Below are 11,777 nucleotides of genomic sequence, written 5' to 3'. Positions count from 1 at the left end.
TGTCCCATGACAAACCCCTCCTTGTCCCGCCGTGACATCCTCAAGCTCGGTGCATCCCTTGCTCTGGCCGCAACGGGAAGTGTTGCGCGGGCGACCGGGACCGGCGCGCCCACCGTCCGAACGAAGCTTGACTTTGCCGTGCCCGCACACGCATGCGACGCGCACTGCCACGTATTCGACCCGGCGCGCTTTTCCTATGCCGCAAAGCGAACCTACAGCGCGCCGCCCGCGACGGCCTCCGATCTGCGCAGGCTGCATTCGGCGCTTGGTATCGGGCGCGCGGTGATCGTCACGCCATCGCCGTATGGCACCGACAACCGCGTGACGGTGGACGCAATCGCCCAGTTGGGCATGGATCGCGCACGCGGCGTTGCACTGATCAACGGCAGCACCTCTCGTGAGGAGATCGAACGCTTAGACACCGGCGGGATACGCGCGGTCCGTGTGTTTCTCGGGCTCACAGCCGACGTCGATCCCGCCGAAGCAGTGCGGCGCTTCGCGGCGACCTCGCGCCAGATCAGTGGCCTGCGCTGGCACCTGCAAACGTATGCACGCCTGCCCGTCCTCAATGCGCTGAAGACGCAGCTCGCGGATCTGCCCGTGCCACTCGTCCTCGACCACTTCGCCGGCCTTGACGCGTCCGCTTCGCTGGACCAGCCGGGATTCCCAATGGTGCTGGACCTGCTGCGTTCGGGCCGGATATACGTCAAGATCTCCGGGCCCTACTACTCGTCCGACGACCTTCCCGATTACCGCAACATCGCGCCGTTTGCCCGGGCACTCGTGGCGGCCAATCCCGAGCGCATACTGTGGGGCAGCGACTGGCCTCATCCGGGCAGCGCACCCGTGGCCGGCCGCAAGCCGACGGATGTCGCGCCGCCGCGCGACATCGATGATGGGGGCGGACTGAACAGGCTGGCCGAATGGGTTCCCGATGCATCCACCCGCAAGCTGATACTCGTCGACAATCCGCAGCGTCTTTTCGGCTTCTGAAGAAGCCGCGGTCCGTCCGGTGCGACACCATGCCGGCAGGCGGGCGCCTGTCTTCGTAGTCTGCCACTCTTCTCGCGTCGTGCTGGCGGTTCCTGGTCGGCTCGTGGCATCTGGGTGGCGACAACCCATGAAATCATGGGAGACGCCACATGACCTTCAACGGACGTTTTCGGGAGGAATGCCTCAACGCACACTGGTTCTTGTCGCTCGAGGACGCCAGACGCAAAATTGAAGTCTGGCGCGAGTACTATAACGAGGCGCGCCCTCACTCCGCGCCGCAGTGGATGACACCGGCGGAATTCGCCCGCCAGTGCGCCGATCGGGCCGGTTCGGCCCGCCCCGAAGAGCCGGAATTTTCCAGCTAAGACTGGGACGGAAATTGCGCCAGCCTCACGAGTCGGAAATCTCCGCGTCCAGCCGGGACCAAATTCTGGTTCAGGGTCATGTTGCTTAACGAATAGTGACGGATATGCCAACCATGCCCGTCGACAGAGGGAATCGCTATCTGTAGATGTGCTCCCGGCTCGAATGTCGGAAGCTACGTTCCGTTCCGGTCGCGCAACCCAATCGACATAACATCAAAAGCTTCGGCTCGATTGGTGTTGAAGTCAATTCTCAGCAGCTTCGCGAAGTACCCCATGTAGACGGCGATGACGCAGAGCTCGTAAGCATTGGCGTCGAACACCGTGCTGATCCCTCACAATCGCCTTTAGCCGCCCATCCTGCAACGTCGGATGCACTCGCTCCTCGCGTGCGTGGGCCGAACTGCTGCTCATATAAGACGCAGCGAATTTAAATTGTCACAGCGCCCAGCGTCACCAAGATCAGTAGCAGCTCCCCTGGGCCGCTAGCAGCCAACTGCCGAGCGTTGTGCGGAACCGGAGTTCGAATGGACGATCGCTGCGTAATGGCACGGTTTCTTTCACGGCTCCGCCGCGCGTTCTCCAGCAAGCCATCCGGCGAGCCGCCCCAACCACCCGCCGGATCCTGTGTATCGGGTTCGCGCCGACAGTGCCACAAGGCCACAGTGACGTGTCGCCGCCGGCCGCCGCCGCGTCCATTACAGCTCGACCACGCGCCCCGTGCGCCACGATGTCATCGCGGCCTCGGCCAGCTCGAGCGCGGCGAGCCCGTCGTCGATCGTGGTCCTGAGTGCCGTGCCGTCGCGCAGCGCATCGACGAAGTGCGCGATCTCGGCCGCGTACGCGTGCCGGTAGCGCTCGAGGAAGAACGGCTCCGGCACGTCGGTCGCGATGCCGTTCGCCGACCATGCGGTGACCTCGGTCGGCCGCACGTTGCCGGCCTGCAGCATCCCGTTGTTGCCGAGCAGCTCGAAGCGCTGGTCGTAGCCGTACGCCGCGCGGCGCGACGTGTTTATCTGGCACAGCAACCCGCGCCGCGTGCGGATCGTGTCCGCGGTCGAATCGATGTCGCCGGCGTCGCGCACGGCCGGATCGGTCAGGCAGCTGCCGGTCGCATGCAGCGTTTGGGCTTCGTCGCCCAGGATCCAGCGGAACACGTCGAAGTCGTGGATCAGCATGTCCTTGAAGATGCCGCCCGAGCTGCGGATGTAGTCGACGGGCGGCGCGCCCGGGTCGCGGCTCGTGACGATCAGCATTTCCGGCGCGCCGATGTCGCCGCGCTCGACGCGCGCCTTCAGTGCGGCGAAGGTCGGATCGAAGCGACGCTGGAAGCCGATCATGCAGGTCACGCCGCGGCGGCGCACGACCTCCGCACATTCGCGCGAGCGCGCGACGGTCAGATCGACCGGCTTCTCGCAGAACACCGCCTTGCCCGCGTTTGCCGCCGCGACGATCAGGTCTGCGTGCGTATCGGTGTTCGACGCGATCACGACCGCGTCGACGGCCGCGTCGCCGAGCGCGCGTTCGGCATCGGCGACCTGCGCGCCGTGCGCAAGCGCGAGGGCGTCGGCCGACGGCGCATGGCGGTCGATCACGTACTTGAGTTTCGCGCCGGGGTGGCGCGCGAGATTCGCCGCGTGAATCTTCCCGATTCTTCCCGCACCGAACAAAGCGAATTCGATCATGCCGTTCTCCTGTTGATTCCGTCGTGTCGCGAGCGCGCGGCACGCACCGGCCGCGCCGCCGATCCATGCCGTCGCGACGCTCAGCGAGCGGCCAGCTCCTCGCGGATATATTCGATGCTGGCGCGCAGCCGGTCTTCGATGTCGTCCGCTTCCGCGATTTCGGTCGCGAATGGCTCGAACGAAAATGCGCCGTGATATCCGCGCGCGAGCAACTCGCGCAGTTGCCGGATATTGCCGAGCCGGTCGGCGCCGCCGACCAGCACGCGATGGCTGTCGCGCATCCGGTCGACCGGCAGATCGCTTTCGTCGACGCCCGAGATGTGCACGAGGCCCGTCAGGTTCGGGAAGAAGATGTCCTCATCGGACAGGTGATGGTGGAACGTATCGTGCACGAGCCGGAATACCCGTTCGCCGGCCGCTGCATGGATGCCCTTCACCGCGTCCGACTTGCGGCGCAGCGCGCACTCCTCGAAGCCGAGCGGCTCGATGAAGCCGAGCAGGCCGCGCGCAGCGAGGATCGGCCCGAGCGCCTTCAGTGCGTTCACGAGATCGGCATGGCGTGCGTCGGCGTCGCGCGTGTCGCCGTGGCTGTTGGTCGGGCACAGCACCAGCGCGCGCGCGCCGCATTGCGCGGCGTAGTCGGCGAGCACCGTCGCTTCGTCCGCGCGCTCGGCATTCCATTGCTCGAAGCGCTGCAGCGCATTGATCGTCAGGATCGTCACGCCGCCGGCTTCGGCCGTCGCGCGCACGGCCGAAGCCGGCGTGCCGTCGGTGATCTCGACGCCGTCGAGATCGTTGCGGATCTCGATCGAGTCGATGCCGAGCCGGCGGCACAGCGCGACATAGCGGTCGAACGGCAGGCGCGGCGCGCTCATCCGGTTCAGCGAAAAATGAAAGGCGGGTTGCGTCATCGTTCTTTCCTCGGTGTCGAGTGGGGCTAGGCAGGATTACGTGAGCTCGCGCGCTGTGGGATCGGCCGGCGCATCCGCCGGTTGCGCCGCGAGTGCGCGCCACGTGTCGCGCAGCCATTGCGCGCACGCGACGTTGTTGTCGAAGATCGAATAGCGCGCGCCGCCACCGTAGTCGGGAAACGGGATGAACTCGCAGCTGATCTGTTCGAGCCGTGTCGCCCGCGCGTGAACCTGCCACTGCAGCAGGTGCCGCAGCGCCGTCTTCCACGTGTCGAGCGGCGCCGCGCGCCATTCGCCGTGATACGCGCCCGGTACCGGTTCGACGAACGGGTACTGGATCCCGCGGCCGGGCCGTCCGTCCGCGCGGCGCATCCAGCGGTTCTCCGGATTGTTCGGAATCACGCTGCGCGCATGCGCGTGCCGGACCCAGCCGCGTGCGATCCAGTCGGCGTAGACGGCCGACGGCGAGGCCGGGTCGAGCAGCTGCCGCACGCTGTCGACCGGCCCGCGCAGGCCCGACGCATCGAGTTCGGGGCGATTGCCGATCTTGAACAGCAGGTGCGAATGGTCCAGCGTGATCCGGAACGGCACGCCTGTTTGCTCGACGCATTGCGCGACGCGCGCGATCCTCATGAAATCCTCGCTCCACATGTCGACGTGCACTTCGAGGCTCGGCAGGCAGCCGACCGGCTCGCCGCGTTCGTATGCGCGCAGGTAGAAATCGGCGACTTCGCGGTCCGACAGCGGATGGCCGTCCGCATGGTGCGCATACAGCTGGCAATTGAGCACCGTGCTGCCGAACCGCGCGCCGGCGTCGACGATCTCCGCGACGTGCGCTTCGTCGCGGCCGGCGCACCAGATGCCGCCGATCACGCGGATCGGCAGCGCGTGCCGGTCGACGAGCGCGAAGTACGGCGACAGGTCCTCGCCGCGCACCGGGTTCTTCTCGACGTAGTCGAACACGCCGGCGGCAGCGATCATCCGGAACCGCTCGGCGGGCGTGGGCAGCGGCAGGCCGTCGTGTTCGAGCACGCCGTCGAGGTTCACGCCGATGAGGATCGCTTCAGCCATCGTCTCCATCCGTTCCTGTTCTGGATGGCTGCCAAATGTACGAGCGTGCGGCGCGGCCTGCATGACAAACGTTGACGAAAAATCGCCCATGCGGCGGTCGATTTTTTTTGCGGCGCGCGTCCGCGCGATGCGCGGCGGGCGTCAGGCCGGCAGGTACGCGCTGGTGCGCACGTTGGCCGAGCAGAACACGCGGAATTCGACCGGGTCGCCCGGCGGCGGCTGTTCGACGATGCCGCACGCGTGCAATACGTGCTGCAGCGCGGAAATCGCCTGGCCGTCCGGATCCTGGTCGATCGCGATGTCCATCGAGCCGGCTTCGATGTAGGCGCGGTGCAGGTCGATCATCTCGTGCCCGATCCAGACGACACGCCCGGCCGCGCCCGCCTTGCGCAGCGCGGCCTCGATGCCGGCCGAGCCGGCGCCGCTGTTGTAGATCCCGACGATGTCGTCGGGCGCGTGCAGCGCGTTCGTCACCGCGCGGTAGCAGCGATCGTCCTGGTCGAGCGTTTCGATCGGTGCGTCGTCGCAGCGGAGATCGGGAAATGCTTCCCGCAACTGGTCGATGCAGCCGGCCATCCGGTCGGCGTGCGCGCGGTAGCCCATGCGCCCGCCCAGCAGCAGCACGCGGCCGGGGCGCGCCGCGAGGCGGCCGATGTAGTAGCCGGCCGTGCGTCCGGCGCGGTAATTGTCGATGCCCGCGTAGTGCACGCGGTCGACGCCGCCGATGTCGGTGACCATCGTGACGACGGTCTCGCCGCGCGCGATCGCGCCGGCCAGCGCGTCGCGCACGCGCGGCGTGTCGCGCGCGGTGACGATCAGTGCCGCGCGCCGGTACGCGGGCCGTTCGATCAGCGCGGCCGCGCGCTCGTCGTCCGCGGCGGGCAGGATGGTCCGGTGCACGACCACGCGCCGGTCGAGCATCTGCAGCGAGCGTTGCACCGCCAGCTGCAGCCGCCGGAAGAACGGCGCGTCGGTGTCGGGCAGCAGCACGTCGACGTGAAGCAGCCCGTGCCGCGTGTCGGGCAACTGGCGCGGCACGCCGAGCTGGCGCGCGGCCGCGACCACGCGCTCGCGCGCCTGCGCGGACACGCTGCCGCGCTCGTTCAGCACGCGGTCGACGGTGGTCGTGCTGACCCCGGCGAGCGCAGCGATCTCGTCGAAGCGCGCGGTGCGCTTGCGCCAGCGCGGACCGGTGGGGTCGGCCATGGTCGTCTCCGTGTTTGTCTGTCGTCGCCTGCGGGGTGTGGCGCTGTCCGGAACGCTAAAGCGATGGCGAAATTTCGTCAACGTTTCGATTGAGCGGGTCATGGCCGTCGCCTAATTTCGAACGCATGCGAAGCGTTCGCCGCGCTTCCCGCAAACGAACAACCAGGAGACACGCGTGACCCATACGGACGACCAGGCGCACGACCGCAACGCGGCGGCGCGCCGTCAGGAATACCGAATGATCGGCGGCGCCGCCGAGCGTGCGCGGGCCGCGGGCCTCGTCAACGCCGAGTGGTACCGGTGCCCGGTGCCGCGGCCGCTGATGAAGCAGCTGATGCAGCGCGACGATGCGCGTGCGATCCGCGACACGCTGATCTGGTACGCGGCGATCGTCGCGAGCGGCGTGCTCGCGTGGCTCGCCTGGCGCGCGCATTCCGCGTGGGCGATCCCCGCGTTCTTCGTGTACGGCACGCTCTACTGCAGCCCGGCGGACTCGCGCTGGCACGAGTGCGGACACGGCACCGCGTTCCGCACGCGCTGGATGAACGACGTGCTGTACCAGATCGCGTCGTTCCAGGTGTTCCGCCGCGCGACGGTATGGCGCTGGAGCCATGCGCGGCACCACACCGACACGCTGGTCGTCGGGCGCGATCCGGAAATCGCCGCACCGAAGCCGACCGACTGGCTCGGGCTCGCGCTGAACGTGGTTGCGCTCAAGCATGTGGCGAGCGAGCTGCGCAAGATGGTCGTGCTGGCGTGCGCGGGCCGGCTCGACGACGAGGAGCGCACCTACGTGCCCGAGTCGGAGTGGCCGAAGGCCGTGCGCGAGGCGCGCGTTCATCTGAGCGTTTATGCGATCGTGATCGGCGCATCGTTGTACTGGCACACGATCCTGCCGCTGCTGTACATCGGGCTGCCGAGCCTCTACGGCGCGTGGCTGTACCTGTACTTCGGCCTCACGCAGCACGCCGGCATGCCGGAGAACGTGCTCGATCACCGGCGCAACTGCCGGACCGTGAGGATGAATGCGGTGTTCCGCTTCCTGTACTGGAACATGAACTATCACGTCGAACACCACATGTTCCCGATGGTGCCGTTCCACGCGCTGCCGAAACTGCACGAAGCCGTGGAGGCCGACATGCCGCCGCCGTACCGCAGCACGCTGGCCGCATACGCGGAGATCGTGCCGGCGCTCGTCCGGCAGACGCGCGATCCGTCCCATTTCGTCGTGCGGCCGGTGCCGGACGCGGTGCGGGCGTGACCGGCCACCCGTATTCCAACCCAGGAGACACACATCATGACGCAATGGATCGACACCGGCGCCCTCGACGACATCGACGACGAAGACGTCGCGCGCTTCGACCACGACGGCCGCACGTACGCGATCTACCGGATCGACGGAAACGTCTATGCGAGCGACGGGCTGTGCACGCACGAGCACGTGCATCTCGCGGACGGTCTCGTGATCGATCACGTGATCGAATGCCCGAAGCACAACGGGCGCTTCGACGTGCGCGACGGCCGGGCGCTGTCGGCGCCCGCGTGCGAAAAGCTGCGCACCTACCGCGCGAAGGTCGAGGACGGCCGCATCCTGATCGAGGTGTGACGCGATGGCGAACGAGCGGGTGATGGCGATCGTCGGCGCGGGCCATGCGGGCGGCCGGGCGGCGCAGGTGCTGCGCGAGTGCGGCTGGCGCGGGCGCATCGTGCTGATCGGCGCGGAGGCGCACTTGCCGTACGAGCGGCCGCCGTTGTCGAAGGGTGTGCTGACCGGCGAGCGCAGCGCCGCGCAATGCGGGCTGCGCGATCCGGATGCGTGGCGCGCCGACGGCATCGAGCCGATCGTCGCGACGGTCGAGCGGATCGATCCGGCGGCGCGCGTGCTGCATGTGTCGGGCGGCCGCCGCTTCGACTACGACGCGCTGCTGCTCGCGACCGGCGCTCGCGCGCGCCGCCTCGCGATTCCGGGCGCGGAACTGGACGGCGTATTCGTATTGCGCACGCTCGACGACGCGGCGGCGCTCGGCGCGCGGCTCGTGCCCGGTGCGCGCGTCGTGCTGATCGGCGGCGGCTTCATCGGTCTCGAAGTGGCGGCGTCGGCACGCTCGCGCGGCTGCCGCGTGACCGTGCTCGATGCAGCATCGCGCCTGCTCGGGCGCGCCGTGCCGGAGCCGATCGCGGCACGCGTGCATGCGCTGCATGTGGCGCGAGGCGTCGCGATCGGCCTGAACCGCCGGCCCGTCGCGATCGAGCGCAGGCCGGACGGCGCGCTGGCCGTCGTGCTCGACGACGGCGACACGCTGATCGCCGACACGGTGGTGGCCGGCATCGGGATCGAACCGGCCGACGAACTTGCGCGCGACGCGGGCCTCGTCGTCGAACGCGGGATCGTCGTGAACGCGCGGCTCGAGACGTCGGCGCGCGGCATCTATGCAGCCGGCGATGTCGCGGTGTTCCCGAGCAGGGCGTCAGGGCGGCTCGTGCGTCAGGAAACCTGGCACGGCGCTGAAACGCAGGCGCGCGTCGCCGCACGCAACATGCTCGGCGCCGACGAACCGTATCGCGAGATGCTGTGGTTCTGGTCCGATCAATACGACGCGCAACTGCAGGTGGCCGGAGAACCGGCACTTGGCGTGCGGACGGTCGCGCGTGTGCTCGGCGACGACGCGGAGATCCATTTCCATTTCGATGCAGGTGCGCGGCTCGTCGCCGCGAGCGGCTTCGGCCGCGCAGCGGGATTCGTGAAGGAGATGCGCGTGGCAAGAATGCTGGTCGAACACGGAATCGACGTGACGCCGGCGGCGATTGCAAACGTCGACGTGAAGCTGAAATCGCTGGTGGCGACCGCAGGAGATCGGTAGCGGTGCCCAGGATAAGATGGGCCGGTCACGCGCGGCGACCGCCTAGCACCCGGGCGGTCAACGGCACCTCTGCATAGCACGAATCGCTGTCGCGCTTGCCCGGGATCGGCAGCACCACGTTCATCAGGCGCGGCGACAAGTCGTATTTGGGGTCACCGCATAGTCGAGCGAGACACCGATGCCGAGCGCAAGCAGGTCGACGGACAACGCGGCAAGTGCACCGAAGCCGAGAGGCATCACCGTCAATGTCGTCGCGCCCGACGCGACCGACACGCCGGTCCAGCGTAGTCCGCCGCACACGGCAATGTCTCCCCGCCTGCCGCTGATCGGGCGCTTCTTCACATCTGACGATGTCGCCGCGCTGACCGGCCAGGGCGTCCGTCGTCCCTTGACGAGACAAAAGCGACGCTGGTGCATCTGGCTGCTTATTCGGGTATTCCGCATGGCCTCCGCCCGTTCAGGGCCGCGCACGAGGTGCTGATAGCGCACGGGTTGTTGAAGTAACGACGCGCCGACTGCCAGGGCTCCCGCGATCGGATACCCCGGCATGGACCAGCGCACGCGGCCGCCGTCCTCACAGCGCGTTCGGCGCTCTCCTCCCGTCAAGCACGGCCGCGACATTGTCGAGCGCGGTAAGCCCCATCTTGTCGCGCGTCTCGATGGTCGCACTGGCCATGTGCGGCGACAGAAACACATTGTCGAGTGTGGCAAAGCGCGGATCGATGTTGGGCTCGTTCCAATAAACGTCAAGCCCCGCGGCGAACAGCCGATGCGAGGTCAACGCGTCGTACAGCGCATCCTCGTCGACGAGACTGCCGCGCGCCGCATTCACGAACACCGCACCATCATGCAGCAAGCCGAATTCGCGGCGTGTCATCAACGGCGTGCCGCCGCCGGGCACATGCAACGTGAGGACGTCGCACTGCGGCAGCAGCGTGTCGAGATCCCCGTAATAGCGCGCGCCAGCCTCGATCTCGGGCGCTGCGGGACGCCGGTCGGTATAGACGATCTTCATCCCGAAGCCGCGCGCACGCTGCGCGACTGCACGGCCGATCCGGCCGAAACCGACAATCCCGAGCGTCTTGCCGTTCACGCGCGTGCCGAGCATGTCGGTCATGCCGAACGACTTTCCCCATCCGGCCCGCACGATGCGCTCGTACTCCGACGCACGCCGACACGCGGCCAGCATCAGCAGCATCGTGAAATCGGCCGTGCAGTCGGTCAGCGCGTCGGGTGCGTTGCTGACCACGATTCCGCGTGCGCGTGCGGCGGCGACATCCATGTGGTCGTAGCCGGCGCTCGCGTTCGCGATGATCTTCACGCTCGACGGCAATGCCGCAATGTGCTCGGCCTGCAGTCCTGATTTCTTGCCGATCAGCACCGCCGGCGTCTGATAGCGGTTGCAGAACTCGACGACGGACGGGGCGTCCATGTCGGCGTCCGTCACATAGGCGTTGAATTCGGCTGCCGCGCGTGCGGCCACCGTAGCGGGAACGCGTCGCGCAACCAGCAGCTGGGTGCGATTGTTGTCAGGCATGGTCTCGTCCTTGGTTCGGATAACGGAGCACAGCCTACGAATCGCGGTCGGCGCGGGTCAATCTTGATTGATTCGATCAACATGTCCGCACGGCCGTGCGCGCCGCCGGATGGCCCGAACGCCTCCGGGCATATCCCCGTCGTGCGAGGCAGCGGCAGCGCGCGCGCGGCACCGCCACGAACTCAGGAAAACCCTGATTTGCGCCCGTCAGGACGGGGCAGTTGATGTTGATTGAACGAATCAAGATTGCTGCGGCGTCGCCGCCGCGCAATCCTTTTCTCATGCTCAACGAACCGAACACGAGGTCGTGAAAATGCAGATAGGAAAAAAAATCGCGGCGGTGACGGGCGCCGGCACCGGCATCGGACAGGCCGCTGCAGTAGCGCTCGCGCAAGCAGGTTTCAGCGTCGCGCTGCTCGGCCGGCGCATCGATCCACTACTCGCGACGCAAGAGACCATCGAGCGTGCCGGTGGCGTGGCAGCGACGATTCCGACCGACGTGTCCGACGAAGCATCGGTCGACGCGAGCTTCGCACAGATCGCGCGCACGTTTGGGCGCCTCGACGTGCTGTTCAACAACGCGGGCCGCAACGCCGGCGCCGTGCCGATCGACGATTACACGCTGCAATTCTGGAACGACGTGGTCGCGACCAACCTGACCGGAGTGTTCCTGTGCGCACGCGCCGCGTGGCGCCAGATGAAGCGCCAGACGCCGCAAGGCGGGCGCATCATCAACAACGGCTCGATCTCAGCCCACAGCCCGCGCCCGAACACGATCGCGTACACGGCCACGAAGCACGCCGTCCTCGGCATCACGCGCTCGCTTGCCATCGATGGCCGGCCGTACAACATCGCGTGCGGCCAGATCGATATCGGCAACGCCGCGACCTCGCTCACCGAACGCATGGACCGGGGCGTGCTGCAGGCCGACGGCCGCATCGCGCCCGAGCCGCGCGTCGACGTTGCGCATGTCGCGAGTGCGATCGTGCAGATGGCCAACCTGCCGCTCAAAGCCAACATTCTGAACATGACGATCATGGCGAGCGCGATGCCCTTCGTCGGACGCGGCTGACCGCACGCGCGCACACGGCAAGTGCGCCGGCGCAACCCCCATAAAAATAGGAGACGACATTGAAAACCGCAGAAGAGCA

General features: G+C 67.5%; 11 protein-coding genes and 1 pseudogene. 6 read left to right on the top strand and 6 right to left on the bottom strand.

Features of this window, described 5'->3' with window-relative positions; genetic code table 11:
• Positions 1-6 precede the first annotated feature (6 nt).
• Positions 7-993, top strand: a complete 987-nt coding sequence (locus tag BSE24067_RS04600; protein ID WP_170297407.1) for an amidohydrolase family protein — start codon at positions 7-9, stop codon at positions 991-993.
• Positions 994-1,145: 152 nt separating this feature from the next.
• A pseudogene (locus tag BSE24067_RS04595) lies at positions 1,146-1,358 on the top strand (integrase core domain-containing protein); the annotation flags it as partial.
• 695 nt (positions 1,359-2,053) lie between these two features.
• Here the strand turns inward: BSE24067_RS04595 and iolG are convergent.
• From iolG to BSE24067_RS04575, 4 genes are all read right to left on the bottom strand, one after another.
• A complete protein-coding gene (gene iolG, locus BSE24067_RS04590; RefSeq protein WP_151062678.1) occupies positions 2,054-3,040 on the bottom strand; it encodes an inositol 2-dehydrogenase in 987 nt (328 codons plus the stop codon).
• 80 nt (positions 3,041-3,120) lie between these two features.
• The gene (locus BSE24067_RS04585) at positions 3,121-3,951 is read right to left on the bottom strand and encodes a TIM barrel protein (RefSeq protein ID WP_151062677.1); all 831 of its coding nucleotides are present in this window, start codon (positions 3,949-3,951) and stop codon (positions 3,121-3,123) included.
• A 36-nt stretch (positions 3,952-3,987) separates the two neighbouring features.
• Complete coding sequence (locus BSE24067_RS04580) at positions 3,988-5,022, bottom strand: xylose isomerase (protein WP_151062676.1); 1,035 nt, start codon at positions 5,020-5,022, stop codon at positions 3,988-3,990.
• A gap of 141 nt (positions 5,023-5,163) precedes the next feature.
• Positions 5,164-6,228: a LacI family DNA-binding transcriptional regulator gene (locus tag BSE24067_RS04575; RefSeq protein WP_151062675.1), complete on the bottom strand. Its 1,065-nt coding sequence runs from the start codon at positions 6,226-6,228 to the stop codon at positions 5,164-5,166.
• Between the two features lie 238 nt (positions 6,229-6,466).
• Between BSE24067_RS04575 and BSE24067_RS04570 the strand changes: the two genes are divergently transcribed.
• From BSE24067_RS04570 to BSE24067_RS04560, 3 genes are read left to right on the top strand one after another with little or no spacing between them, the layout of a single operon-like run.
• The gene (locus BSE24067_RS04570) at positions 6,467-7,489 is read left to right on the top strand and encodes a fatty acid desaturase family protein (RefSeq protein ID WP_233629511.1); all 1,023 of its coding nucleotides are present in this window, start codon (positions 6,467-6,469) and stop codon (positions 7,487-7,489) included.
• 36 nt (positions 7,490-7,525) lie between these two features.
• Positions 7,526-7,834 carry a non-heme iron oxygenase ferredoxin subunit gene (locus tag BSE24067_RS04565; protein ID WP_011657860.1) on the top strand — a complete coding sequence of 103 codons (309 nt, stop codon included), beginning with the start codon at positions 7,526-7,528 and terminating at the stop codon, positions 7,832-7,834.
• Positions 7,835-7,838: 4 nt separating this feature from the next.
• Positions 7,839-9,089 (top strand): NAD(P)/FAD-dependent oxidoreductase, encoded by a 1,251-nt coding sequence (locus tag BSE24067_RS04560; RefSeq protein ID WP_151062673.1) that lies wholly within the window; start codon positions 7,839-7,841, stop codon positions 9,087-9,089.
• 123 nt (positions 9,090-9,212) lie between these two features.
• Here BSE24067_RS04560 and BSE24067_RS33070 read toward each other — a convergent pair whose 3' ends face one another.
• Positions 9,213-9,650 (bottom strand): hypothetical protein, encoded by a 438-nt coding sequence (locus BSE24067_RS33070; RefSeq protein WP_170297406.1) that lies wholly within the window; start codon positions 9,648-9,650, stop codon positions 9,213-9,215.
• Positions 9,651-9,663: 13 nt separating this feature from the next.
• A complete protein-coding gene (locus tag BSE24067_RS04550; RefSeq protein ID WP_151062672.1) occupies positions 9,664-10,626 on the bottom strand; it encodes a 2-hydroxyacid dehydrogenase in 963 nt (320 codons plus the stop codon).
• A gap of 313 nt (positions 10,627-10,939) precedes the next feature.
• Here BSE24067_RS04550 and BSE24067_RS04545 point away from each other — a divergent pair, with 313 nt between their 5' ends.
• Positions 10,940-11,698, top strand: coding sequence for an SDR family oxidoreductase (locus BSE24067_RS04545; RefSeq protein ID WP_151062671.1), 759 nt, complete (start codon positions 10,940-10,942; stop codon positions 11,696-11,698).
• Positions 11,699-11,777 lie beyond the last annotated feature (79 nt).

Source organism: Burkholderia latens (assembly GCF_902499045.1).
In the GTDB taxonomy this organism is placed as follows: domain Bacteria; phylum Pseudomonadota; class Gammaproteobacteria; order Burkholderiales; family Burkholderiaceae; genus Burkholderia; species Burkholderia latens.
This window is presented reverse-complemented; position numbering and strand designations above follow the sequence as displayed.